The organism is Agromyces mediolanus, from assembly GCF_044917495.1.
GTDB lineage: Bacteria > Actinomycetota > Actinomycetes > Actinomycetales > Microbacteriaceae > Agromyces > Agromyces mediolanus_B.
Genome location: NZ_JAVSSI010000005.1, coordinates 222,918 through 248,169, shown reverse-complemented (window position 1 = coordinate 248,169; position 25,252 = coordinate 222,918). Strand labels below are relative to the sequence as shown.

At 73.9% G+C, this 25,252-nt stretch carries 20 protein-coding genes and 1 tRNA gene; 14 read left to right on the top strand and 7 right to left on the bottom strand.

Going from position 1 to position 25,252, the window contains the following annotated elements; translation table 11 throughout:
* The first annotated feature begins 77 nt into the window (after positions 1-77).
* The gene (mfd, locus tag ROT00_RS09860; RefSeq protein ID WP_404774434.1) at positions 78-3,731 is read left to right on the top strand and encodes a transcription-repair coupling factor; all 3,654 of its coding nucleotides are present in this window, start codon (positions 78-80) and stop codon (positions 3,729-3,731) included.
* Positions 3,732-3,846: 115 nt separating this feature from the next.
* On the opposite strand, the gene ROT00_RS09855 is transcribed toward mfd, so the two are convergent.
* Complete coding sequence (locus tag ROT00_RS09855; RefSeq protein ID WP_404774433.1) at positions 3,847-4,197, bottom strand: hypothetical protein; 351 nt, start codon at positions 4,195-4,197, stop codon at positions 3,847-3,849.
* The gene (nhaA, locus tag ROT00_RS09850) at positions 4,194-5,393 is read right to left on the bottom strand and encodes a Na+/H+ antiporter NhaA (protein ID WP_404774431.1); all 1,200 of its coding nucleotides are present in this window, start codon (positions 5,391-5,393) and stop codon (positions 4,194-4,196) included. Before nhaA ends, ROT00_RS09855 begins: the two co-directional genes overlap by 4 nt.
* A 196-nt stretch (positions 5,394-5,589) precedes the next feature.
* Between nhaA and ROT00_RS09845 the strand changes: the two genes are divergently transcribed.
* Positions 5,590-6,309, top strand: a complete 720-nt coding sequence (locus tag ROT00_RS09845) for a LysE family transporter (RefSeq protein WP_404774429.1) — start codon at positions 5,590-5,592, stop codon at positions 6,307-6,309.
* A gap of 73 nt (positions 6,310-6,382) precedes the next feature.
* Here ROT00_RS09845 and ROT00_RS09840 read toward each other — a convergent pair whose 3' ends face one another.
* On the bottom strand, positions 6,383-9,025 hold the full coding sequence (locus tag ROT00_RS09840) for a helix-turn-helix transcriptional regulator (RefSeq protein WP_404774427.1): 2,643 nt from the start codon (positions 9,023-9,025) through the stop codon (positions 6,383-6,385).
* On the opposite strand from ROT00_RS09840, the gene ROT00_RS09835 reads away from it, so the two are divergent.
* From ROT00_RS09835 to ROT00_RS09800, 8 genes are all read left to right on the top strand, one after another.
* Positions 9,008-9,793: a nucleoside triphosphate pyrophosphohydrolase gene (locus ROT00_RS09835; RefSeq protein WP_404774425.1), complete on the top strand. Its 786-nt coding sequence runs from the start codon at positions 9,008-9,010 to the stop codon at positions 9,791-9,793. The genes ROT00_RS09840 and ROT00_RS09835 overlap by 18 nt on opposite strands.
* Positions 9,794-9,857: 64 nt before the next feature.
* Positions 9,858-11,126, top strand: a complete 1,269-nt coding sequence (gene hisS / locus ROT00_RS09830) for a histidine--tRNA ligase (protein ID WP_404774423.1) — start codon at positions 9,858-9,860, stop codon at positions 11,124-11,126.
* 112 nt (positions 11,127-11,238) lie between these two features.
* Complete coding sequence (eno, locus tag ROT00_RS09825) at positions 11,239-12,519, top strand: phosphopyruvate hydratase (protein WP_404774422.1); 1,281 nt, start codon at positions 11,239-11,241, stop codon at positions 12,517-12,519.
* Positions 12,520-12,615: 96 nt separating this feature from the next.
* Positions 12,616-13,272, top strand: a complete 657-nt coding sequence (locus ROT00_RS09820; protein ID WP_404774421.1) for an FtsB family cell division protein — start codon at positions 12,616-12,618, stop codon at positions 13,270-13,272.
* Complete coding sequence (locus tag ROT00_RS09815; protein WP_404774419.1) at positions 13,269-13,841, top strand: DUF501 domain-containing protein; 573 nt, start codon at positions 13,269-13,271, stop codon at positions 13,839-13,841. The genes ROT00_RS09820 and ROT00_RS09815 overlap by 4 nt, the downstream gene beginning before the upstream one ends.
* Positions 13,838-15,121 (top strand): S8 family serine peptidase, encoded by a 1,284-nt coding sequence (locus ROT00_RS09810; protein ID WP_404774417.1) that lies wholly within the window; start codon positions 13,838-13,840, stop codon positions 15,119-15,121. The genes ROT00_RS09815 and ROT00_RS09810 overlap by 4 nt, the downstream gene beginning before the upstream one ends.
* Before the next feature lie 35 nt (positions 15,122-15,156).
* A complete protein-coding gene (locus ROT00_RS09805; RefSeq protein WP_404774415.1) occupies positions 15,157-16,716 on the top strand; it encodes an NAD(P)/FAD-dependent oxidoreductase in 1,560 nt (519 codons plus the stop codon).
* A gap of 80 nt (positions 16,717-16,796) precedes the next feature.
* Positions 16,797-16,870 (top strand) — tRNA-Leu (locus ROT00_RS09800).
* 66 nt (positions 16,871-16,936) lie between these two features.
* Here ROT00_RS09800 and ROT00_RS09795 read toward each other — a convergent pair.
* Entirely contained in the window at positions 16,937-17,863 is a 927-nt protein-coding gene (locus ROT00_RS09795; protein WP_404774414.1) for a Ppx/GppA phosphatase family protein, read from the bottom strand.
* Between the two features lie 112 nt (positions 17,864-17,975).
* On the opposite strand from ROT00_RS09795, the gene ROT00_RS09790 reads away from it, so the two are divergent.
* The 4 genes from ROT00_RS09790 (at position 17,976) to ROT00_RS09775 (ending at position 22,616) form a co-directional block, all read left to right on the top strand.
* A complete protein-coding gene (locus ROT00_RS09790; RefSeq protein ID WP_404774412.1) occupies positions 17,976-18,587 on the top strand; it encodes a TetR/AcrR family transcriptional regulator in 612 nt (203 codons plus the stop codon).
* Positions 18,584-19,900 carry an MFS transporter gene (locus ROT00_RS09785; RefSeq protein ID WP_404774410.1) on the top strand — a complete coding sequence of 439 codons (1,317 nt, stop codon included), beginning with the start codon at positions 18,584-18,586 and terminating at the stop codon, positions 19,898-19,900. The genes ROT00_RS09790 and ROT00_RS09785 overlap by 4 nt, the downstream gene beginning before the upstream one ends.
* 101 nt (positions 19,901-20,001) lie before the next feature.
* The gene (locus tag ROT00_RS09780) at positions 20,002-21,243 is read left to right on the top strand and encodes an alanine racemase (protein WP_404774525.1); all 1,242 of its coding nucleotides are present in this window, start codon (positions 20,002-20,004) and stop codon (positions 21,241-21,243) included.
* A 59-nt stretch (positions 21,244-21,302) separates the two neighbouring features.
* Entirely contained in the window at positions 21,303-22,616 is a 1,314-nt protein-coding gene (locus ROT00_RS09775) for a D-arabinono-1,4-lactone oxidase (protein ID WP_404774523.1), read from the top strand.
* Between the two features lie 228 nt (positions 22,617-22,844).
* On the opposite strand, the gene ROT00_RS09770 is transcribed toward ROT00_RS09775, so the two are convergent.
* The 3 genes from ROT00_RS09770 to ROT00_RS09760 are packed head-to-tail and all read right to left on the bottom strand — an operon-like array spanning position 22,845 to position 25,181.
* The gene (locus ROT00_RS09770) at positions 22,845-23,579 is read right to left on the bottom strand and encodes an ABC transporter permease (protein WP_404774408.1); all 735 of its coding nucleotides are present in this window, start codon (positions 23,577-23,579) and stop codon (positions 22,845-22,847) included.
* Positions 23,576-24,493: an ABC transporter ATP-binding protein gene (locus ROT00_RS09765; RefSeq protein WP_404774406.1), complete on the bottom strand. Its 918-nt coding sequence runs from the start codon at positions 24,491-24,493 to the stop codon at positions 23,576-23,578. Before ROT00_RS09765 ends, ROT00_RS09770 begins: the two co-directional genes overlap by 4 nt.
* Positions 24,483-25,181 carry a TetR/AcrR family transcriptional regulator gene (locus ROT00_RS09760; protein WP_404774404.1) on the bottom strand — a complete coding sequence of 233 codons (699 nt, stop codon included), beginning with the start codon at positions 25,179-25,181 and terminating at the stop codon, positions 24,483-24,485. The genes ROT00_RS09765 and ROT00_RS09760 overlap by 11 nt, the downstream gene beginning before the upstream one ends.
* Positions 25,182-25,252: the final 71 nt, after the last annotated feature.

Genomic DNA, 25,252 nt, shown 5'->3' with positions numbered 1-25,252 from the left:
ACCGCGCACGGACCGGCAGCGGCGGGGCGGATGCCTCGACCGGCCCTCGTGTCGGCGGTGCGACGTAGACTTCTCCGGTGAGTCTGCAGGGTCTGAACACGGCGCTCGAGCGCGCCTCCACGATCGAGCGCGCCCTCGGCGAGGCCCAGCGCAGCGCGGACTTCTCCGCCCCTCCCGGGCTCGACGCCCCGCTCCTCGCCGGGCTCCTCGAGCGCCGCCGGGCCGCCGGTCTCGCGCCGGTCCTCCTCGCGGTCACCGCGACCAGCCGCGAGGGCGAGTCGCTCCGCGGCGCGCTCGCGCCCTACCTCCCGGCCGACGCCGAACTGCTGGAGTTCCCGGCGTGGGAGACCCTGCCGCACGAGCGGCTCTCGCCGAGCGCCGAGACCGTCGGGCGGCGGCTGCACGCCATCCGCCGCCTGCACGAGTGGGGCGCCTCCGCGGGCGAGCGGCATCCGCTCGTCGTCGTCGCCTCCGTGCGCGCCGCCCTCCAGCCGATCGCCGACAACCTCGCCGAGCTCGCGCCGATCGAGCTCGTCGCGGGCGGCCGCGGGTACGATCTCGCGGAGCTCGCCCTGCGGCTCGTCGACCTCGCCTACGCCCGCGTCGACATGGTCTCCCGCCGCGGCGAGTTCGCCGTGCGCGGCGGCATCCTCGACGTCTTCCCACCGACCGCCGACCACCCCGTCCGCGTCGAGTTCTTCGGCGACGAGGTCGAGGAGCTCCGCGCCTTCTCCGTCGCCGACCAGCGTTCGCTGCCCGAGCCCATCGAGCGCGTGCACCTGGCCCCGAGCCGCGAACTGCTGCTCACCGCCCCGGTGCGCCAGCGCGCCCGCGAGATGGTGCACGAGTTCCCGAGCCTCGCGCAGATGCTCGAGAAGATCGCCGAGGGCATCCCCGTCGAGGGCATGGAGTCCCTCGCGCCGGCCCTCACCGAACGACTCGTGCCGCTCACGCACTACCTGCCCGCCGAGGCCGCGATCGCGGTCATCGCGCCCGAGCGCGTCGCCGGCCGCGCGGCGAGCCTCGCGGAGACGAACCGGGAGTTCCTCGCGGCCGCCTGGAACGCGGCGACCGTCGGCGCGGGCGCGCCGATCGACCTCGACGCCGGCGACTTCCTGACGCTCCGCGAGCTCCGCGAGGCCGCGACCTTCAGCGCCCCCGGCGAGCCCGATCCGAATCGGGCGTGGTGGACCCTCTCCCCGTTCGACGCGGGCGATGCGGCCGACGACCTCGAGCTCGACGCCAGCTACGTGCGCATCGCGGCGAACGCGATGCCGAGCTTCCAGGGCAACGTCTCCGGCGCCGTCGACCACGTCGCCGAGCGCATGCGCGAGGGCTGGTCGCTCGTCGTCGCCGCGGCGGGCCAGGGGCTCGTCGAGCGCGCGCGGGACGTGCTCGCCGAGGCGGGGCTCGCCGCGCGCATCGTCGACGCGGTGCCGGCCGACCCGGAGCCCGGCGTCGTGCTCCTGGTGCAGGCGGAGGCGGCGGCCGGCTTCGAGGTCCCCGAGGCGAAGCTCGGACTCCTCGCCGAGGCCGAGTTCTACGGCCGGTCGGCCGCCTACGACCAGCGCGCCGGCAAGAAGCTCGCGACCCGCCGCCGGAACGTCGTCGACCCCATCCAGCTGAAGCCCGGCGACCACGTCGTGCACGCGACGCACGGCATCGGGCGCTTCGTCGAGCTCGTCCAGCGCGAGGTCGCGACGGGCACCCGGCCGAAGGGGCCGAGCCGCTCGGCGGGCATCGCCCAGCAGCCGACGACGGTCCGCGAGTACCTCGTGCTCGAGTACGCGCCGTCGAAGCGCGGGCAGGCGGGCGACCGGCTGTACGTGCCGATGGACCAGCTCGACCTGCTCAGCCGCTACGTCGGCGGCGAGGCGCCGTCGCTGTCGAAGATGGGCGGCAGCGACTGGGCGCAGGCCAAGGGGCGCGCGCGCAAGGCCGTGCGCGACATCGCGGTCGAGCTCGTGAAGCTCTACTCGGCGCGGATGGCGGCGAAGGGGCACGCCTTCGGGCCCGACACCCCGTGGCAGCACGAGCTGGAGGAGGCGTTCCCGTACACGGAGACCCACGACCAGCTGCAGACCATCGACGAGGTGAAAGCCGACATGGAGCGGCCGATCCCGATGGACCGGCTGCTCGCCGGCGACGTCGGCTTCGGCAAGACCGAGGTCGCGGTGCGCGCGGCCTTCAAGGCGATCCAGGACGGCAAGCAGGTCGCGATGCTCGTGCCGACAACGCTCCTCGTGAAGCAGCACTTCGAGACCTTCACCGAGCGCTTCGCCGGGTTCCCCGTGCACGTGCGCGCCCTCAGCCGATTCCAGACCGACAAGGAGGCGCGGGAGACCCTCGCCGGCCTCGCCGACGGCACCGTCGACCTCGTCATCGGCACCCACCGCATCCTCACCGAGAAGGTGCAGTTCAAAGACCTCGGCCTGATGATCATCGACGAGGAGCAGCGCTTCGGCGTCGAGCACAAGGACGCGCTCAAGAAGCTGAAGACGAACGTCGACATCCTCGCGATGAGCGCGACGCCGATCCCGCGCTCGCTCGAGATGGCCGTCACCGGCATCCGCGAGATGTCGACGCTCGCGACGCCCCCGGAGGACCGCCACCCGATCCTCACCTTCGTCGGGCCCTACTCCGAGCAGCAGGTGGGCGCGGCCATCCGCCGCGAGATGCTCCGCGAGGGGCAGGTGTTCTTCGTGCACAACCGGGTCTCGTCGATCAACCGAGTCGCCGCGCAGCTCGCCGAGCTCGTGCCGGAGGCCCGCATCGCCGTGGCGCACGGCCAGCTGCCCGAGCACACCCTCGATCAGATCGTGAGCGACTTCTGGGAGCGCAAGTTCGACGTGCTCGTCTCGACGACGATCATCGAGACCGGGCTCGACATCTCCAACGCGAACACGATCATCATCGACCGCGCCGACAAGTACGGGCTCTCGCAGCTGCACCAGCTGCGCGGCCGCGTCGGTCGCGGTCGCGAGCGGGCGTACGCCTACTTCCTGTACGACCCGTCGAAGCCGCTCAGCGAGACCGCGCACGACCGGCTCTCGACGATCGCGGCGAACAACGAGCTCGGCGGCGGCATGCAGATCGCCCTGAAAGACCTCGAGATCCGCGGCGCCGGCAACCTGCTCGGCGCCGAGCAGGCCGGACACATCGCGGGCGTCGGCTTCGACCTCTACCTGCGGATGATCGGCGAGGCCGTCTCGGCGTTCCGCGGCGAGGTCGCGGAGGGGCAGACCGAGCTCCGGCTCGAGCTGCCGGTCGACGCGCACATCCCCGACGACTACGTCGACAGCGAGCGGCTGCGGCTCGAGGCCTACCAGAAGCTCTCCGCCGCGAGCGGGCCGGCGTCGAAGGAGGGGCAGATCGACCAGGTGCTCGAGGAGCTCGTCGACCGCTACGGCACCCCGCCCGAGTCGGTGGAGCACCTCGTCGCGGTCTCCCGGCTCCGCCGTCAGGCCCAGCTCGCCGGACTCGCCGAGGTCATCGCGACGGGGTCGAAGCTCCGCATCGCGCCGGCGAAGATCCCCGATTCCAGGCGGGTGCGGCTCGAGCGCCTCTACCCGGGCGCGAAGCACTTCGCCCAGAACGACGTCATCCTGGTGCCGTTCCCCACCCCGGGCGGGGAGGCGCCGGGCGACGGCGACCTCATCGAGTGGGTGTCGCGGCTCGTGGCGAACATCTTCGAGCAGGCGCCCGCCGCCGCGCCCGCCGAGCAGGGCTGAGCGGGCCAGGGTCGGCCCGCCGCGTTCCGGCGGGAGGAGATCGTCACCGGGGGAGGACGTTCCCGGGCCCGGAGGCCTCCCGGGATGCGAATCTCCTCCCGCGAGGAGGGCCGGGCTACGGCTTCAGGTGGCCCCACTCGGCGAGGAACTCCGCCACCGTCATGGTCTCGAGGTCGGTGCGGATCTGCTGCAGCAGCGTGTCGGCCTCGACGAGCGAGCCGGCCTTCGTGCGGATGACGGGCGCGGCCGTGTCGGCCCGCACGACCACGAGCTCGGCGACGGACGGTCCGCCGAGACTCGTCGCCTCGCCCGCGACGAGCAGCACCGTGTGCACGAGCTTGCCGATGCCGCGCAGCCGACGCGGCCGGAGCTCGGCTCGGAGGTGCGCGCTCGCCGGTTCCGCGCCCTCGGACAGCTCGTCGTCCGCGCCGTAGCCCGGACCGCCTCCGTCGTCGAACGCGCTCATCGGGAGAACGCTCCGCCCACGCCGGCCTTCGCCCCGCGGCGGCGGTACTGCGCCGAACGCAGCGTGACCGCGACGGCCGAGACCACGATCGCGACCCCCGAGCCGAGCAGCACGGCCAGCGTGCCCTCGTCGGCGACCTCGGGCAGCCCCGCGAAGGCGAGCTCGTTCATCAGCAGCGACACGGTGAAGCCGATGCCGCCGAGCGCACCCACGACGAGCAGATCGCCCCACGTGAGCGGGGTGCTGTCGCGGCGGCGGGCGACGAGCGCGCCGATCCCGCCGCCGATCAGGATGCCGACGATCTTGCCCACCGGGAGCCCCACGAGGATGCCCCAGAACGCCGGGTCGAGCTCGGAGGGGCTCACCTGCGGCACCGCGACCATCGCCGCGGACAGGGCGAAGAGGGGCAGCACGACGCCGTTCGACCAGGGCTCGAGCGCGTGCACCGCGCGTCCCCCCGGACGACGGGCCATGACGAGGCCGAGGGCGACGCCGGCGATCGTCGCGTGCACCCCCGACTGGTAGACGAAATACCAGGCGAGCACGCCGAGCACGATCAGCACGGCGACGATGGGCCACTGGGGTCGACGCGAGAGGATCCACGCCGACCGCGGCTTCATCATCCGGCTGACGGCCCCGAACAGGGCGATCGCGATGCCGGCGAAGCCGAGGGAGGCGAGGTCGGCGTCGCTCGTGAAGAAGAACGCGATGATGAGGATCGCGATGAGGTCGTCGAGCACGGCGAGCGCGAGGAGGAAGACGCGCACGCGCGTCGGGATCCACGTGCCGAACACCGCGAGCACGCCGAGCGCGAAGGCGATGTCGGTCGCCGTCGGGATGGGCCAGCCGTCGACGGTCGGGCTGCCCGCGGTGAACGCGACGTAGATGAGGGCGGGCACGACGACCCCGCCGACGGCCGCGATCGCGGGCAGGAGCGCCTTCGAGAGGCTGTTCAGCTCGCCGATCACGAGCTCGCGCTTCAGCTCCACCGCGACGATGAAGAAGAAGATCGCGAGGAGGCCGTCGCTGATCCAATGGCCGATCGAGAGGTCGAGTCCGAGCCACGGCAGCTCGAGGTGCTCGGTCTTCAGCGCGAGGAGGCCGGGACCCGCGGAGGTGTTCGCGAGGAGGAGGCCGAGGGCGGCGGCGACGAGCAGGAGCACGGCGGCCCAGCGCTCGGATCGGAGGAGGTTCATGCGAGCCTTTCGTACGGTCTTCGATCTCATTCGCCGACCAGACTTCCCGGCACTCCGCCATCGATCCTACCGTGCGGGGGCCTGGCGCCGCGGGGTGCGTGGCGGGTGCGGGCGGATGACTCGGCCTGCTCGTGCGGGCGGATGGCCCCGGCAGCGTGCGTGCAGGTGGACGACCGGGGCCGCGTACGCTTGAGCGGTGACCCTCTCCCTCTGGGCGACGCTCCTCGCCGCCTGCTTCGTGATCAGCTTCACGCCGGGGGCCGGGGCGATCAACACGATGGGCAACTCGCTCGCGGTCGGGTTCCGCCGCTCCATCTGGGGCATCCTCGGCCAGCAGGCCGCGCTCGTCGTGCACATCGTGATCGTCGCGGCGGGTGTCGGCGTGCTCGTCGCCTCCTCGCCGCTCGTCTTCGAGATCATCCGCTACGCCGGCGCCGCCTATCTCGTGTATCTCGGCATCCGCCAGATCCTCGCGAAACCGAGCGCCGACGCCGCCGCGGAGGCGGCGGGTACCGATGCCGCGGCCGCCGACGCCGCGCACCCGGCGGGCGGCCGCCACCCGGACGCCGATGCCGAAGCGCCGGCCGCCCCGGTCGCCGCGGTGCCTGCGGGGGAGTCGCGCTGGTCGATGTTCCGCCGCGGGCTCTGGGTGAATCTCCTGAACCCGAAGGCGATCGTCTTCTTCCTCGCGTTCCTGCCGCAGTTCATCCGGCCGGGGATGCCGCTGCTGCCGCAGTACCTCGTGGTCGGCGCGACAGTGGTCGCGGTCGATGTGATCGTGATGTGGGGCTTCTTCGCCTTCGCGGCCCAGGGGCTGCGGCGGCTCACCGCGTCGGCGCGGGGCCAGCGCATCGTCAACCGGATCTTCGGCAGCCTGTTCATCGGCGTCGGCGTGCTCCTCGCCGTCGTGCACTAGCCGAGCCGGGAGGCCTGAGGCCGCGCCGCGCGCCGCCATCCGCGCAGCGTGAGCCGCGCGCCGCGCGCGATGCTCACCCGTCGTCACGGCGCTCCGCGCCAGGGCCGTCGAGGTCGCGAGCGAGGCCCGCTCGGGAGCGGAGCCCGCGCTTACGCAGGATCTTCGCGACGTGGCTCTCCACCGTGCGCACGCTGAGGAAGAGCCGCGCCGCGATCTCCCGGTTGCTGAGCCCGTCGGCGGCGAGCTGGGCGACGTCGCGCTCGCGAGGCGTCAACGGCTCGGTACCGGGGGCGCCGTCCGTTCCCGCCGCGCCGGCCGTCCGGTCCAGCCGCCGGAGCCATGCCTCGGTGCTCCGGACGTAGAGCGGCGCATCCGCCGCCGTGAACTGCGCCACGGCGGTCCGCCCCGCCGCCCGCGCGTCGGCGAGGCGACCGGCGGCGCGCAGCACCTCCGCCTGATAGTGGGCGACCTGGCCCGACAGGTAGGGCACGCCGAACCGGCGCTCCAGCTCCGCCGCCTGCGCCGCCTCCCGCTGCGCCGCGCGGAGCTCCCCGCGCGCGAGCGCGAGCTCGCCGAGTCCGATGTGCTTCTGGATGTCGAAGACGGTGCCCTCGGTGCGGCGGAGCGTCGAGAGCTCGGCGGGGAGCCCGAAGCGGATCTCGACCCGGGCGCGGAAGATCTGGGTCACCTCGCGCCACCACCAGGTGCGCGGCGGCGCCAGCGCGGCGAGCCGGCCGTACCAGTGCTCGGTCGCCTGCCGATCGGGTGCGGCGACCAGCGCCGCCGTCGTGGCGAGCGGGACGACGTCGGGCCACTGGTAGCGCTCGGCCGCGTCGATCGCCTGCTCGGCGAGCTCGGTCGCTTCCGAGGTGCGGGCGAGCGGAATGCTGAGGAAGGCGAGGATCGAGTAGAGGTGGGGCAGCGCGTGGAAGCGGCCGTGCTGCTCCGCGAGCCGGATCGCCCGCTCCACGAAGGCGACGCCGCCGGCGAAGTCGCCGACCATGTGGGCGCTCCAGCCCGCCGCCGTGACGGCGTCGATGACCGGCAGCATCTCCGATCCCGTGATCGAGAGGAACCCCTCGCGCGCGGTCGCGTACGGGGCACGCGCCTCGGCCACGTCGCCGCGCCGTAGGTGCGCGAGCGCGGCGAGGGCCGCGAGCGCCGCGCGGACGCCCGGAGACCCCGAGGCCCCGGCGGCCCGCTCGATGCGCGAGAGGTCCTGGCTGTGCTCGTGCATCACCATCAGCGTGGCCGCCTCGACGGCGAGCTCCGGATGGCGCTCCCACTCGGGGACCTCGCGGACGAGCTCGACCGCCTCGTCGGGCCGGCCCTGGATGCGGAGCGACTGCAGCAGGAGGGCCGTCGCGGGCCGCCAGGTCTCGTCCGTCGTGCTGAGCCGGGCGAGGAGCGGCTCGGCCTCGCGCGGCCGCCCGTCGAGGAGCAGTGCGTGCGCGAGCAGCAGGTCGCGGCCGGCGTGCGGGAGGCGCCGGGTCGGCTCGAGGAGGCCGAGGGCGCTGCGCGGTGCGGTCGCGAGCACCTGCGACGCCGCGGCCATCAGCTGTTCGAGCTCCGCCTCCGCGAGGTGGGCGCCGAGGCGCTGCAGGTGCGCGGCCCGATCGAGCGGCCGGCGGAGCAGCCCCGCCGCGCTGCGGTGCAGCCGTCGCCGTTCCGCGGCGCCGAGGTCGCGGTACGCGGCGGCCCGGACGAGCGGATGCAGGATCTCCAGCTGGTGCGGATCGGTGAGGCCGTGCACGGCGAGCCGGTCCGCCGCGCGGAGCAGCGCGGCGTCGTCGAGCCCGGTGAGGGCGGGCAACGCGGTCGGCGGCGGGGCGGGCTCGAGCGAGAGGGCGTGCAGGAGGGTTCGCGCGTCGGTCGGCAGCCCCGCGATCTCCAGACGGAGGGTGCGATCGAGGCTCGCCGGCGCGTCATCCGCGAGGCCCGTCGGATCGGATGCCCCGGCGAGGGCACGGCCGCCCTCCGCGAGGAGCCGCAGGTAGAGCGGATTGCCCGCGGCGAGGCGGAGCGCCTCCGGGGCGTCGGAGCCGTAGCGCCCCAGCAGCCGCCGGGCGGCGGCCTCGTCGAGCGGACCGAGCGAGAGGCGGGTGACGAGGAGGCCGCCGCGGGTCGCCGCCCGGGACAAGCGCTCGGGCTCGAAGGAGCTGCGATGGGCGAAGAGGAAGGCCGTCCCGGTCGCGCCGGGCGTCGAGAGCAGCTCGACGAGCAGATCGAGCGAATCGTCGTCGAGCCACTGCGCGTCGTCGACGACGAGCAGCGCGGGCCCCGTGATCGCGTCGTGCACGCGTCGGCGCAGCGAGCGCATCGAGCGGCCGTCCGCGAGGAGCGCCGGGAGATCCTCGTCGAGGAGCGCTTCGACGATGCCGCGCACCCCCTCGAGCGGGATGAGCGCCGGCGACTCGGCCGGGCGGGCGAAGTAACTGCGCGGCAGCCCCGGCGTGGCGAGCACGGCGCTCACGAGCGCGGTCTTGCCGATGCCGATCGCCCCGTCGAGGAAGATCGCGGTGGGCGTGGCGCGCTCCGTCGTCAGCAAGGCCAGGAGCCTCGCGAGTTCATCCGTCCGGCCGATCAGCGTCCGCGCCCTTCCCTCGCTGATCCCCCTGTGCAGCACGCTAGCGCACCGGGCGGGGGAGCGGGGCCCGCCGCACGATCCGGGGATTCCGCGTGCGCCTAGGCTGGGCCCATGACCGCCGCAGCGCATCCCGCAGCCGCATCGCCGGCAGCCGCCCACCCCGCCCTCGACGAGCTCATCGCGACGGTCGCGCTCCTCCGCGCGCCGGGCGGCTGCCCCTGGGACGCGGAGCAGACGCACGCCTCGCTCGTGCAGTACCTCGTCGAGGAGTGCTGGGAGCTCATCGACGCGATCGAGTCCGGCGACCGCGCGGAGATGATCGAGGAGCTCGGCGACGTGCTCTACCAGGTGCTCTTCCACGCGGATCTCGCCGCGCACACCCCCGGCGAGGACTTCGACCTCGAGGACGTCGCGAGGCACATGACGGCGAAGATGGTGGCCCGGCATCCGCACGTGTTCGGCGATCGCGAGGCCGAGACCGCCGAGGACGTCGTCGGGTTCTGGGACGAGCTGAAGGCCGACGAGAAGCCGCATCGCACGAGCGTGCTCGACGGCGTGCCGATGGGGATGCCGGCGCTCGCGCTCGCCGCGAAGGTGCTGACGAAGGCCGAGAAGGCCGGGGTCGTGCCCGGCCCGCGGACGGATGCCCCGGACGAGGCGGTGCCGGGCGAGCCGTTCCCGGCCGACTCGTCCCCCGCTGACTCATTCCGGGGTGACTCGTTCCCGGGCGGCTCGTTCCCGGGCGACGAGGCCGAGCTCGGCGAGGCGCTGCTCCGGATCGTCGCCGAGGCGCGGGCGCGCGGCCTGGACGCCGAGCGCGCGCTGCGCGGCGCCGTGCGGGACTTCACCGCCGAGGTGCGGGCCGCCGATGCATCCGCGCACGCCGAGCCGCGCTAACCGGGTGGCGCGGGCCCGGCGTCCGGCGGCGCGAGCGACCGCCCGCGCCTGGAAGAATGGGCGCATGGCCCAGACCGTCACGCCTCCGCGCGGCATGCGCGACTTCCTCCCCGCCGAGAAGGCCCGCCGCGAGCACGCGCTCGGCGTCATCCGCGGGGTCTACGCCGCGCACGGCTTCGACGAGATCGAGACGCCGGTCGTGGAGGACAGCTCGCGGCTCCACGCGGGCCTCGGCGGCGACAACGAGAAGCTCGCCTTCGCCGTGATGAAGCGCGGCCTCGGCGAGCGGGAGCTCGCCGCGGCGGCCGCGTCCGGCGATGCGCTCTCCCTGGCCGACCTCGGCCTCCGCTACGACCTGACGGTGCCGCTCGCGCGCTTCTACGCGACCCACCGCGCGGCCCTGCCGCCCGTGTTCCGATCCATCCAGATCGCGCCGGTCTGGCGCGCCGAGCGCCCGCAGAAGGGGCGCTACCGGCAGTTCGTGCAGTGCGACATCGACATCATCGGCGACGCCACCCCGCTCGCCGAGCTCGAGCTGCTCACCGCGACCGTCGCGACCCTGGACGCGCTCGGGCTCGCCGGCTGCACCATCCGGCTGAACGACCGGCGCATCCTCGCCGGCATCCTCGGCGCCTGGGGCGTCCCGGCCGAGCTCCGCGAGCGCGCGCTCATCACCGTGGACAAGCTCGACAAGATCGGGGTCGACGGCGTCGCCGCCGAGCTCGTCGAGATCGGCGCGGTCCCCGCGGCCGACACCGTCGTCGAGGCGCTGCACGGCCTCACGAGCGCCGACTGGCACCTGCACGACGGCGTCGTCCCGCCGCCGGCCTGGCTCGACCTCGACGCCTACCGCGAGCTCCTCGCACTCCGCGACGCACTGCCGGGCGCGGCGATCGAGTTCGACCCGACCCTCGTGCGGGGCATGGGGTACTACACCGGCACGATCTTCGAGATCGCCCACCCCGAGTTCGGCTACTCGCTCGGCGGCGGCGGCCGCTACGACGGGATGATCGGGCGGTTCCTCGGCCAGGAGGTGCCCGCCTGCGGCTTCTCGATCGGCTTCGAGCGCATCGTCGACCTGCTGGAGCTCCGCGACGCCGGGCGCCCCCGGGCGGTCGTGCTCGTGCACGACGGCGCCGTCCCCGCCGAGCGCCTGCTCGCGATCAAGCGCGAGCTCGTCGCCTCGGGCATCCGCGTCCGGTTGGAGCGCCGGGTGAAGAACCTGCGCGCCCTCCTCGACCGGGTCACCGCCGACGGCTTCGACGCCTTCGCCACCGTCACGCCGGAGACGGCGGACGCCGCGGCGCTCGAGTTCCGCGAGCTCGGCGAGTAGCGCGACCCGCGGAGTTGTGGCCCCCGCCGACGCCTCTAGACTGGGCGGCGGATCACGATGGCGTCGTCCACACCTTCCCAACCCCACGAAGCCCCCATCAGAGGAGTCCACTGTGGCATTCATCGAAGCAGTCGGCGCGCGCGAGATTCTCGACTCGCGCGGCAACCCCACCGTCGAGGTCGAGGTGCTCCTCGACGACGGCTCGCTCGCGCGGGCCGCGGTGCCCTCGGGCGCGTCGACCGGGGCGTTCGAGGCCTACGAGCTGCGCGACGGCGACGCCGACCGCTACCTCGGCAAGGGCGTGCAGAAGGCCGTCGACGCCGTGCTCGACGTCCTCGGCCCGGCCGTCGAAGACCTCGACGCGAGCGACCAGCGCCTCGTCGACGCCGCCCTCATCGAGGCCGACGGCACCGACAACAAGAGCCGCCTCGGCGCGAACGCCATCCTCGGCGTCTCCCTCGCCGTCGCGAAGGCCGCGGCCGACGCCGCCGACCTGCCCCTGTTCCGCTACCTCGGCGGACCGAACGCGCACGTCCTGCCCGTGCCGATGATGAACATCATCAACGGCGGCGCGCACGCCGACACCGGCGTCGACATCCAGGAGTTCATGATCCTCCCGGTCGGCGCCCCGACCTTCTCCGAGGGCCTCCGCTGGGGCGTCGAGACCTACCACGCGCTGAAGAGCCTGCTGAAGGCCAACGGTCTCTCGACCGGCCTCGGCGACGAGGGCGGCTTCGCCCCCGACTTCGCGCACAACCGCGCCGCGCTCGACTTCATCTCCGAGGCCGTGCAGAAGGCCGGCTTCACGCTCGGCACCGACATCGCGCTCGGCCTCGACGTCGCCTCGACCGAGTTCTTCGAGAACGGCGTCTACCGCTTCGAGGGCAAGGACCGCAGCGCGGCCGAGATGAACGCGTACTACGCGGAGCTCGCCGAGGCGTACCCGCTCGTCTCGATCGAGGACCCGCTGGCGGAGGACGACTGGGCCGGCTGGGCCGAGCTCACCGCCTCGCTCGGGCAGAAGCTCCAGCTCGTCGGCGACGACCTGTTCGTCACGAACCCGAAGCGCCTCGCCGACGGCATCGCGCAGCACGCGGGCAACTCGATCCTCGTGAAGGTGAACCAGATCGGCACCCTCACCGAGACGCTCGACGCGGTGAAGCTCGCGCAGCGCGCCGGCTACACCGCCGTGCTCTCGCACCGCTCCGGCGAGACCGAGGACACGACCATCGCCGACCTCGCCGTCGCCACCGACTGCGGCCAGATCAAGACGGGCGCGCCCGCCCGTTCCGAGCGGGTCGCCAAGTACAATCAGCTTCTGAGGATCGAAGAAGAGCTCGGTGAGGCCGCGGTGTACGCCGGTCGCACGGCGTTCCCGCGCTTCACGGCGTAAGACGGGCGCGGCGCGAGAGCGCACGCGAACGACAGGGGGCGGCCGAGCGGCCGCCCCCTGCTGCGTCCCCGGGCGATCGGCCGGGAAGGAGGCGCGATGAGCGGACCGAAGCGTCCCCAGCGCCCCGGACGGCCGAGACCGCCCGCGCAGCCCGCAGCGGGCCACGAGCCGGGCCCGACCTCGGCCGGGAGGGCGCGCGAGCCGCGGAGCACCCGTGCGCGAGCGACGCCGTCGGCGAGCGCCGCGACGCCCGAGGCCGGCGCCGTCCGCAGCGGATGGCTCGGCGGCATCCGCTTCTCCGGGTTCTCGCTCATCATGATGGGCCTGCTCGTGCTCGCCGTCGTGGTGCTGGCCCCGACCATCTCCGCGTTCGCCTCCCAGCGGCAGCAGATCGCCGAGCTCCGGGCCGAGGTCTCGCAGCAGGAGGCCGAGCTCACGAAGCTCCGTGCCGAACGCGAACGCTGGAGCGATGAGACGTTCATCGTGACGCAGGCGCGCGAACGGCTCTACTACGTGCTCCCCGGCGAGGTCAGCTACCTCGTCATCGACGACCGCAGCGACGCCGCGAAGACCGAGACCGAGCAGGCCGTGTCCGCCGAGGTGACCGAGGCGAAGCACGACTGGCTGACGAGCCTGCTCGACTCGGTGATGACGGCCGGGCTCGCCCCCGGGCCCGCCGACCCGAGCGCGCCGCCCGCCGACCCCGCAGCGACCACGCCGCCCGCCGCGGCCCCATCCGGAGGTACCCGATGACCCGCCCGCCCTTCGAGCCCGTCGCCGACCGGGACCTCCGCATCGTCTCGGCCCAGCTCGGCCGACCCGTGCGCGACGTCGTCGGCATCGCGGCCCGCTGCGTGTGCGGCGCGCCCACGGTCGTCGCGACCGCCCCGCGCCTCGCCGACGGCACCCCCTTCCCGACGTTCTACTACCTGAGCCACCCCGCCGCGACCGCCGCGATGAGCTTCCTCGAGGCCGCGCAGCTGATGGTCGAGTGCAACGCCCTGCTGCACGACGACGCCGAGCTCGCCGCGGGCTACGCGCGGGCGCACGAGGACTACCTCGCCGACCGCGCGCGCTTCGGCGAGGTGCCCGAGATCGCCGGCATCTCGGCCGGCGGCATGCCCACCCGCGTGAAGTGCCTGCACGCCGTCGCGGCCCACGCGCTCGCCGCCGGGCCCGGCGCGAATCCGATCGGCGACCTCGCGCTCGCCCGCTCGAGCTGGTCGCCCGCCGTGTGCCAGTGCGCCGACTACGGCGTCGACGACGAGGCGGGCGACGACGCATCCAGCGCGGGCGAAGCCGCGGGGGAGCCCGGCCGATGACCGGGCGCCGGCGCGGCGGGCGCGCGTCGCGGATCGTGCGGGGGCTCGCGCTCGCCGCCGCGACCGCGGCCCTCGTCGGCGTCGGCGCGGCACCGGCGCACGCCGACACCGTGCGCGACCTCGAGTACTGGCTGAGCGAGTACGGCTTCTCGACGGCCTGGAACACGACGAAGGGCAAGGGCGTCACCGTCGCCGTCATCGACACCGGCGTCGCCGGCACCGTCGTGGAGCTGAAGGGCGCCATCACCGGGGGCACGGATGTCTCGGGGCTCGGCTCGCCCGACGGCCAGACGCCCGTCGGCGAGAAGCCCGAGCACGGCACCATGGTGGCCTCGCTCCTCGCGGGACGCGGGTCCACCCCGGGCAACGGCGTCATCGGCGTCGCGCCCGAGGCATCCATCCTCACCGCCTCCGTCGCCTTCGGCGAGGACACCGGCGCCGCGGCATCCAACGACGACCAGATCGCGGAGGCGGTGACCTGGGCCGTCGACAACGGCGCCGACGTCATCAACATGTCGCTCACCCGCAACACCCGCGACTGGCCCGAGAGCTGGGACGCCGCGTTCATGCACGCCTTCGAGCACGACGTCGTGATCGTCGCCGCCGCAGGCAACCGCGGCAGCGGCACCACCGAGGTCGGGGCGCCGGCGACGATCCCCGGCGTGCTCACCGTCGCCGGCGTCGACCGCGAGGGCAACGCGAGCTTCGACGCGAGCTCCCAGGGCATCACGATCGCAGTCGCGGCGCCCAGCGAGGACCTCGTCGGCGTGCGCCCTGACGGCTCCTACGTGCAGTGGAGCGGCACGAGCGCCGCGGCCCCGATCGTCTCCGGTCTGGTGGCCCTCGTGCGCGCCCAGTACCCCGAGCTCGACGCGGCGAACGTGATCAACCGCGTCATCTCCACGGCCGACCCGAAGGGGCATCCGGTGGGCGGGCCGCTCTACGGCTACGGCATCATCGACCCGGTCGCCGCCCTCACGGAGGACGTGCCGAAGGTCGAGGCGAACCCCCTCGGCAGCCTCTCCGACTGGATCCGCCTGCACCGCCGCGCGAGCGGCGAGGCGCCGGCGACGGAGGCTCCGGACGAGCAGATCGTGCCGAACGCCGACCCCCCGCTGCCCGAGTCGGCGAGCACCCAGACCCTGCTGCCCACCTCGTGGACGCTCGCATATATCACGATCCCGCTCTCACTGGTCGCGGGATTTGGTACGCTAGCAGCGCTGTTGGGCATCGGCGCCACTCGGCATATCAGGCGGAGCACCCGCGGCGGCGGGGACTGACCGCCCATCCCCAGAAATCAAGGAGTCCATTCACCGTGCCCAAGATTCTCATCGTCGGCGGCGGGTATGCAGGTTTCTACACCGCGTGGAAGCTCGAGAAGTGGCTGCGTCCCGGCGAAGCCGAGGTCACCGTGGTCGACCCGCTGCCCTACATGACGTACCAGCCCTTCCTGCCCGAGGTCGCGGCCGGCTCGATCGAGGCCCGCCACGCGGTCGTCGCGCAGCGCCGTCACCTGAAGAAGACGAACGTCGTCACCGCGAAGGTCACGAAGATCGACCACGCGGCGAAGACCGCGACGATCACCCCGGCCGAGGGCGAGCCCTGGCAGTTCGACTACGACGTCGTCGTGGTCACGGGCGGCGCCGTCTCGCGCACCTTCCCGATCCCCGGCATCGCCGAGAACGCGATCGGCCTGAAGACCATCGAGGAGGCCGTCGCGATCCGCGACCGCCTGCTCTCGAACTTCGACAAGGCGTCCAACCTGCCCGCCGGTCCCGAGCGCGACCGCCTGCTCACCGTCACGGTGGTCGGCGGCGGCTTCGCCGGCATCGAGGTGTTCGCCGAGCTCCGCTCCTTCGCGAGCGCCCTGCTCGAGTACTACCCGCAGCTGAGCTTCGAGGACACCCACTTCCACCTCATCGAGGCGATGGGCCGCATCATGCCCGAGGTGTCGCTCCCGACGAGCCACTGGGTCATCAAGCACCTCGACCAGCGCGGCGCGCAGATCCACCTCGACACGCAGCTCACGAGCGCCGTCGACGGCAAGATCGAGCTGTCGACGGGCGAGAGCTTCGAGTCCGACCTCATCGTGTGGACCGCCGGCGTGATGGCGAACCCCGCCATCGTGCGCACGAGCGACCTGCCGGTCGAGGAGCGCGGTCGCATCAAGACCCGCGCCGACCTCCGCGTCGGCGACGACGACGACATCGTGGCCGACGCCTGGGCGGCCGGCGACATCTCGGCGGTCCCCGACCTCACTGGCGGCGGCGTCGGCGGCTACTGCGTGCCGAACGCCCAGCACGCCGTGCGTCAGGGCAAGCTCCTCGCGAAGAACGTCGTCGCGGTGCTCCGCGGCGAGGAGCCGAAGAACTACGTCCACAAGAACCTCGGCGCGGTCGCCGGCCTCGGCCTCGGCTCCGGCGTGTTCCAGTCGGGCAAGCTCGCGATCAAGGGCCTCATCGCCTGGTTCGCGCACCGCGGCTACCACGGTCTCGCCATGCCGAGCTGGGAGCGCAAGTTCCGCGTCTTCTGGGGCTGGTGGAACAACTTCTGGCTCGGCCGCGACATCGTGTCGCTGTCGGCCGTGCAGCGCCCGCGCGCGGCGTTCGAGGAGTTCGCCGCCCGTCCGAAGCCGGCCGCCGACGCCGCCCCGACGAAGCCCGCCGAGCCGGCGAAGGCCGAGCCGAAGGCCGCAGCCGCGAAGGCTGCGCCGAAGGCGAAGGCTGCCGCGGTCGACGCGGCGCAGGGCGAGGCGAAGCCGGCCGCGAAGAAGGCCCCGGCCAAGCGCACCACGACGAAGAAGGCCGCACCGGCCGCCGAGGCGCCCGCTGCCGACGCGCCGATCGAAGAGGCCGTCGCCGCTGCGGCGAAGTAGCGCCTGACTACACTGTGACGCGGCGTCGCCCTCCGGGCGGCGCCGCGTTCGGCGTTCCGGGGCGCTCCGCCCCGCGCCGCGCCCCCATAGCCCAACCGGCAGAGGCAGGCGGCTTAAACCCGCTCAAGTCTGGGTTCGAATCCCAGTGGGGGCACGCGGCGGCGCGCGGCGGCCTGCGGTGCGGCGGCGGCCGCGCCGCCCGACCGCCCGGGGGCCGGCCTCAGTCGAGGTGGTCGAGCCGGCGCAGGATGAGGCCCTCGCGGAGCGCCCAGGGCGAGACGTCGAGCTCGTCGACGTCGAAGGCCCGCATGGCCTCCGAGAGCACGACGGCGCCGGCGACGATCTGGAAGGTGCGGTCGGCGGTGATGCCGGGCAGCGCGGGACGCGCGTCGGCGGGGATCCGGGCGAGGCGGGGGATCCAGTCGTCGAGCCCCTTGAGCTTCAGCATCGCCCGGCCGGACGATCCGACGCCGTCCTCCGTCCAGCCCGCGAGGCGGGCGAGGGAGCGGATCGTCTTCGACGAGCCGACGACGTGGTCCGGTCCCGGGTGCGCGCGGAAGTCGCCCAGCGCCCCTTCGATCACGCGCCGGGCGTGCTCGCGCAGGCGACCGACCTGCTCGACCGAGGGCGGATCGTCGGGGAGGAACGCGATCGTCGAACGTCCCGCGCCGAGCGGCAGCGAGCGCGCCACGTCGGGCACCTCGTCGCCGCCGAGGGCGATCTCGAGCGAACCGCCGCCGATGTCGAAGAGCAGGATGCGGTCGGCCGACCAGCCGTACCAGCGGCGGACGGCGAGGAAGGTGAGGCGGGCCTCGTCCTCTCCCGAGAGCACGTCGAGGCGGATGCCCGTCTCGCGCTCGACGAGGTCGAGGAGGTGCTCGCCGTTCGCCGCCTCGCGGATCGCCGAGGTGGCGAAGGCCAGGAGCTCGTCGATGCCCGCCTCGCGGGCGGCCCGGGCCGCCTCGCCGACCGCGGAGAGCACCGCCTGGACGCCCTCCGAGCTGATCGAGCCGTCGGGTTCGAGGTAGCGCATGAGGCGCAGCACCGACTTGTTCGAGGCGGTCGGGATGGGCCGCGCGCCCGGGTGGGCGTCGACGACGAGGAGGTGGACGGTGTTGGAACCGACATCGAGGACACCGAGGCGCATGAAGCGAGCGTAGCGATCGCGGGCCGGATGCTGCATACTGAGCGGACTGGGTCAAGCGTCCCAGTCCGTCGCGACGCAGCAGTCGCGGCGCGTCGACGACGAGGAGCACGCGATGGCGCGGATGTCGGCGGCCGATCGTCGTTCGGCCCTCATCGAGGCGGCGCTCCGCGTCGTGTCCCGCGAGGGCCTCGCGCAGGCGACGACCCGGGCGATCGTCGCCGAGGCGGGCATGAGCCTCGCGAGCTTCCACTACGCCTTCGCCTCGCGCGACGAGCTGGTCGACGAACTGATCGGCACGGTCGTCGCCCGCGAGCGGAAGGCGGTCGCACCGGAGGAGCTCATCGCGGCGGCCGGCGCGGGCGCCACGCTCGCCGAGCTCGTCGAGGCGGGCCTGCTCCGCTACTTCGAGCACCTCCGCGCCGACCCCGAGCACGAGCAGGCGATGCTCGAGCTCACCCAGTACGCGCTCCGCTCGCCGGAGCGGCATCCGCTCGCCGTCGCGCAGTACGACCGCTACGCCGAGCTCGTCGTCGAGGCCCTCGAGGCCGCCGCCGAGCTCACCGGCGCACGCTGGCGGCTGCCCGTCGAGCACGTCGCGCGGGTGCTCGTCGCCTTCACCGACGGCCTCACCCTCACCTGGCTGGTCGACCGCGACGACGCGGCCGCCGCCCGCGTCGTCGCCGCAGCGGCCGACGCCCTCTCGAGAATGGCGGATCCCCGATGACCCGAATCGACCCCGGCGCACCCGAGCCCGGCGCCGCCGCGACCGGCGCGGCATCCGGCCCGCCGAGCGGCGCGATCGGCGCGTTCGCCGAGCCCGTCCGGCGCGTCTCCGCGGGCTGGATCGCCGCCTTCGCGACGGTCTGGTTCGGTGTGTGGATGGCCCAGCTGACCCCGGTCCAGCTGCTGCTGCCCGCGCAGATCGACGCCGAGCTGCACCCGGAGAACTGGGTCGACTCGGTCGTCGCCTTCGGGATCATCTCCGGCATCGCGGCCGTCGCCACGATCATCGCCTACCCGCTGACGGGGGCGATGAGCGACCGGACGACGAGCCGCTTCGGCCGCCGCCGGCCGTGGATCGCGATCGGCGCGGTCGTGTTCGCCGTCTCCCTCGTGCTGCTCGGCCTCCAGACCGAGATCTGGGCGATCGGCACGGCGTGGGTCGCGGCATCCATCGGCTTCTGCATCATGACGGCGGCGCTCACCGCGACGATCTCCGATCAGGTGCCGGTCGGCCAGCGTGGCTTCGTGTCCGGCTGGATGTCGGCGCCGCAGGCGGTCGGCATTATCGCCGGCCTCCTCCTCGTCACCGAGCTCGTAGCCGGCCAGGTGGCCGGCTACGCGGTGCTCGCGCTCCTGCTCGTGCTGCTCGCCGTCCCGTTCCTGCTGCGGCGCGACCAGCCGCTCCTCGCGGCCGATCGGGCGCGGGTGAGCGCCCGCGGCATCCTCGCCTCGCTCTGGATCAGCCCGCGCCGCTACCCCGACTTCGGTTGGACGCTGCTCAGCCGCGTGCTGGTCTCGGTCGGCAACGCGCTCGGCACGAGCCTGCTGCTGTACTTCCTCATGTTCGGGCTGAAGGACGAGAACGCGGAAGACGACCTCATCGTGCTGACGCTCATCTACATGGTGTTCGTCGTGCTCGCCTCACTCGGCCTCGGCCGCTGGTCCGACCGCACCGGGAAGCGCCGCGTCTTCGTCTTCGTCGCCGCCGGGCTGCAGGCGCTCGCCGCACTGCTGCTCGCGCTCGTGCCCGACCTCACGGTCGCGATGGTCGCCGCCGGGCTCCTCGGCGCCGGCTACGGCTGCTTCCTCTCCGTCGACCAGGCGCTCGCGACGCAGGTGCTGCCCGACGCGGCGAGCCGGGGCAAGGATCTCGGCATCATGAACATCGCCTCCGCCGTTCCGCAGGCGATCGCGCCGCTGATCGGCGCCGCCGCGGTCGTCCTGACCGGCTCCTTCGTGCTCGTGTTCGTGCTCTCCGCCGCGTTCGCGGCCGCGGGCGCATTTGCGGTGGCGCGGGTGCGGAGCGTCGCATGAGCCCGACGGAACGAGCCGCGCGATCGCCCGAGCGCGCCGCGAAAAAGCGCCCCGCCGCGAAACGCGGCACCACGACGAAGGAGCAGCCCAGCGTGACGACGATCGACCTCCGTCTCACCGGCCGGCCGACGGCGGATGCCGCGGTCTGGCGCGATCCGGCGGAGTACTGGGGCCGGATGACGGCGGCGACCGCGCACCTCGACGCGCCCGTCGGCGCCCTCCACCTCGGCGCGCTCCGGCACAACGCCGCCGACATGGTGCGCCGCGCGCAGGGCACGCCGATCCGGGTCGCCTCGAAGTCGATCCGCGTCCGCGGCGTGATCGAGGCCCTGCTCCGGATGCCCGGCTACCGCGGCGTGCTCGCCTACACGCTCGCCGAGGCGATCGAGCTCGCGGCCACCGTCGACGACCTCGTCGTCGGCTACCCCACGGCGGAGCGGGGGAGCATCCGCCGCCTCGCCACCGACCCCGAGCTCGCGGCGAAGATCACGCTCATGGTCGACTCGCCGGCCCAGCTCGACCTCGTCGACGCGGTGCTCCCGCCCGGCGAGCGCGAGACGATCCGGGTGTGCCTCGAGCTCGACGCCTCCTGGCAGGCGCCCGTGCTCGGGCACCTCGGCGTCCGGCGCTCGCCCATCCACGATCCGGCCGACGCGGGCGCGTTCGCGGCCTACCTCGCCGCGCGTCCCGGCTTCGCGCTCGTCGGCGTCATGTCGTACGAGGCGCAGATCGCGGGCGTGCAGACCGCGCCGCCCGGCAAGCCCGTCGACGGCGCCCTCAACCGCTGGATGCAGTCCCGCTCCCTGCCCGAGCTGCTCGAGCGGCGGGCCCGCGCCATCGCCCGCATCCGCGAGCACGCGGAGCTGGAGTTCGTGAACGGCGGCGGCACGGGCTCGCTCGAGGCGACGAGCGCCGACCCGTCGATCACCGAGATCGCCGCCGGCTCCGGCATCCTCGCCGGGCACCTCTTCGACGGCTACACGCAGTTCGCCCCCGCCCCCGCCGCCGCCTTCGCGCTCGACGTGGTGCGCCGGCCGAGCACGGACCACGCGACGATCCTCGGCGGCGGCTGGATCGCCTCCGGCCCGCCAGGAGCCGACCGGCTGCCCCGCATCGTCTGGCCGGAGGGGCTCGAACTGCTGCCGCGCGAGATGGCCGGGGAGGTGCAGTCGCCGGTGACCGGCCGGACGGCGCGCCGGCTCCGCGTCGGCGACCGGGTCTGGCTGCGGCACACGAAGTCGGGCGAGCTCGCCGAGCACCTGAACGCCTTCGCGGTCATCGACGGCGATGCGGTCGTCGGCGAGCTGCCGACGTACCGCGGCGAGGGCTGGGCGTTCCTGTGAGCGGGGCGACGACGGAGGGCGCGCGCGAGCGCCAGGCGGTGACGAGAGGACGGGATGCCGTGGCGGCGACGGGCGCGATCTGGCGCAACTGGGGACGGACCGAGCAGGTCAGGCCGATCCGGGTCGAGCGGCCCGCGAGCGCGGAGGCGGTGCAGCGCGCCGTGGTCGCCGCCGCCGCTGCGGGGCTCGCGATCAAGCCCGTGGGGGCCGGGCACAGCTTCACCGGCATCGCCGTGGCACCCGGCGTGCAGCTCGACCTCGACGCCGTCGACGGCATCCTCGACGTGGACGTCGAACGCGGACGCGTGACGCTCGGCGCGGGCACGCGCCTCCACCGCCTGCCCGCCCTGCTCGCGCCCTACGGCCTCGCCCTGCCGAACATGGGCGACATCGACCGGCAGTCGATCGCCGGCGCCACCTCCACCGGCACCCACGGCACGGGCCTCGGCTTCGGCGGCCTCGCGACGCAGATCGTCGGGGCGAAGCTCGTGACCGGCACGGGCGAGCTCCTCACCGTCGACGAGACCTCCCGCCCCGAGCTGCTGCCCGCCGTGCGCCTCGGCCTCGGGGCGCTCGGCGTGCTCGTCGAGCTCACCCTGCAGCTCGTGCCCCGCTACGTGCTGCACGCCGACGAGCACCCCGAGCCGCTCACCGAGGTGCTGGACGGCTGGGAGCAGCGGGTGCGCGGCGCCGACCACTTCGAGTTCTACTGGTTCCCGCACACCGAGATCGCGATGACGAAGACGAACACCCGGCTGCCCGGCGACGCGCCGCGGAAGCCCCTCGGGCGGATGTCGCGCTACCTCGACGACGAGCTGCTCGCGAACGGCGTCTACCGGGGCGTCTGCGCCCTCGGCACCGTCGCACCGGGCGTCGTGCCGTTCTTCGCCCGGCAGGTCGAGCGCCTGCAGGGCAGCCGGGACTTCGCCGACTTCTCGCCGAAGGTGTTCGTGACGAACCGCACGGTGCGCTTCCGCGAGATGGAGTACGCGGTGCCGCTCGCGGCCGTGCCCGACGCCCTGCGCGAGGTGCAGCGCCTCATCGAGTGGCGCGGCTGGCGGATCAGCTTCCCCGTCGAGGTGCGGGCCGCGGCGGCCGACGAGAACTGGCTGTCGACGGCGCACGGCCGGGAGTCGGGCTACCTCGCGGTGCACCGCTACTTCCGCGAGGACCCGACGGAGTACTTCCGCGCCGTCGAGGAGATCATGCTCGCCCACGAGGGGCGCCCGCACTGGGGCAAGATGCACACGCTCGACGCGGAGGCCCTGCGCGAGCGCTACCCCCGCTTCGACGACTTCCTCGCGGTGCGGGAGGAGCTCGACCCCGAGCGGCGCTTCCGCAACCCCTACCTCGATCGGGTGCTCGGCGCGTAGCCGGCGGGCCCGGGCGAGGGGATGCGGCGGCTGGGCTGGGGCGCGGCTGGGGCTGGGGCTCGGCCTGCGGGAGGAGATTCACGCTGCGGGAGGGTGTTCGGACCCGTATTCACCTCCCCGGGTGCGAATCTCCTCCGCCCGCGCCGACGGACGGGGCCGGGGGCCAGGGCGGGGCGGCCGGGGCAGGTGGGCCGGCGGCGGCGGGCAGGCCGGGCAGGCGGGTCCGGGCTAGGGCGTGCGGCGGCGGAGGGTGATCGAGCCGACCACGATGGAGCCGACGATCCAGGCGCCGATCACGAGCAGCTTGCCGACGACCCAGGCCGTCGACTCGGAGTCGGCGGCGACCGCCTGGAGCGCATCGATCGCGTAGCTGAGCGGCAGCCACTCGCTGATCGCCTCGAGCACGTCGGGCAGCTGGTCCCGCGGGATGAAGATGCCGCCGAGCAGGATCTGCGGGAACACGAGCACCGGCATGAACTGCACGACCTGGAACTCGGTGCGCGCGAACGCGCTCGCGAGCAGCCCGAGCGCGGTGCCGAGGAGGGCGTCGGCCACCGCTACGGCGAAGAGCAGCCAGATCGAGCCGGCGATCTCGAGGCCGCAGACCCACACCGCGAACGACACCGCCACGGCGGTCTGCACGACCGCGAGGAGGCCGAATGCGAGCGCGTAGCCCAGGATGAAGTCGCCCTTGCCGAGCGGCATCGACAGCAGCCGCTCGAGCGTGCCGCTGCGCCGCTCGCGGAGCGTCGCGATGCTCGTGACGAGGAACATCACGATGAACGGGAAGAGGGCGATCATCGCGGGGCCGATGTCGCTGAAGACGTCGGTGTCGGTGAAGATCCAGGCGACGAGGCCGATGAGGAGGCTCGGCACGACGACGAGGAGCCCGATGGTGCGCGGGTCGTGCCGGATCTGCGCGAGCACGCGGCCGGCGGTGGCGAAGGTGCGGCCGAGGGTCATCGCGGGTCCTCCGGTCCGGGCTCGGCCGGGGAGTGCGCAGGAGCGGCGGATGCCGCAGGGGTGGATGCCGCGGGGGCGGATGCTTCGGCGATGGCTGCCGCGGAGACGGATGCTCCGGCGGCGGATGCCTCGTGCCGGCCGCGCGGATGCTGCGCCCGCTCGTCGGGGGAGCGGAGATCGGGCTCGCCGCGCTCGATGAGCCGGAGGAACGCCGCTTCGACGTCGTCGGTGCCGGTGACCTCGAGCACGCCGTCGACGGTGTCGTCGGCGAGCAGCTCACCGTCGCGCATGAGGAGGAGACGGTCGCAGCGCTTCGCCTCGTCCATGACGTGGCTCGAGACGAGGAGGGTCGCCCCCTCGTCGGCGAGGGAGCGGAAGAGGGCCCAGAGCTCGACGCGGAGCACCGGGTCGAGGCCGACGGTGGGCTCGTCGAGGACGAGCAGCTCGGGGGAGCCGAGCAGTGCGGCGGCGAGCGAGACGCGCCCGCGCTGTCCGCCCGAGAGGCTCCCCGCGAGCCGGTCGGCGACCGGCCCGAGCTCGGTGCGCGCGATGACCCGCTCGACGTCGGCCGCGGGTGCGCCGAGCACCCGGCGGAAGTAGCGGAGGTTCTGCCGCACGGTCAGGTCGTCGTAGACGCTCGGCTGCTGGGTGACGTAGGCGACCCGGGTGCGGAGCGCGGCGCTCCCGGCGGGGAGCCCGAGCACCTCGATCTCCCCGGAGCGGACGACCTGCACGCCGACGATCGCGCGCATGAGCGTCGTCTTGCCGCTGCCGCTCGGACCGAGCAGGCCCACGATCCGGCCGCGCGGCACGGCGAGCGAGAGGCCGTCGAGCACCTCGCTCCGGCCGCGGCGGACGTGCAGCCCGCGGACGACCACGGCGGCGCCGGTCGAGGCATCCGCGTTATTCATCATGCGAGGAATTCTTCGCCGGGTGCGCCGCGCTGTCAAGGCCCGCCCCGGCGAGGTCCTGCGCGTCCCCGGTGAGGTGGAACTGCACCACCGGCGCGAGCCGGCGCACGACCTCCTCGGGCGGCAGGCTCGCGAGCGGCTCGGCGACGAGCACGTAGCGCACCATGATGAGTCCGACGATCTGGGAGACGGCGAATTCCGCGCGGAGCTCGGCCTCGCCGTCGGCGACGCCCTCGTCGACGAGGCGCGCCGCGATCCGGTGCATGAGCTCGCGGCGGAGGAACTCCCGGAGCATCCGCGAGACGGGGCCCTGCCCCACCGCGCCGCGGAGCGCCGCGAGCGCCGCCGGGCGCACCGCGGGGGAGTCCCAGGCTCGGACGACCCCCGTGACGAGCGCCGCGCCGATGCCGTCGAACGGGCCGTCGAGCGCGCCGCGCACCACCCGGTCGGGACGGAGCGGCACCTCGACCACCGCGGCGACGAGCGCCTGCTTGTCGTCGAAGTAGTGCCGGATGAGCGCCGGATCGACCTCCGCCCGCCGCGCGATCGCGCGGATCGACGCCGCCTCGTAGCCGCGCTCGGCGAACTCCTCGGTCGCCGCGGCGATGATCCGCCCGCGCGCCTCGCCGACCTCCGACGCACGCGGTCGTCCGCGCCGACGAGGGGGAACCCGGGTGCCGTGCTGGTCCACGACGCAGAGCCTACGCCTCGTCTGCACGCCCGCGACACGCCCGCGGTGAGCGGGGAGTGAGAAGCCTTCGA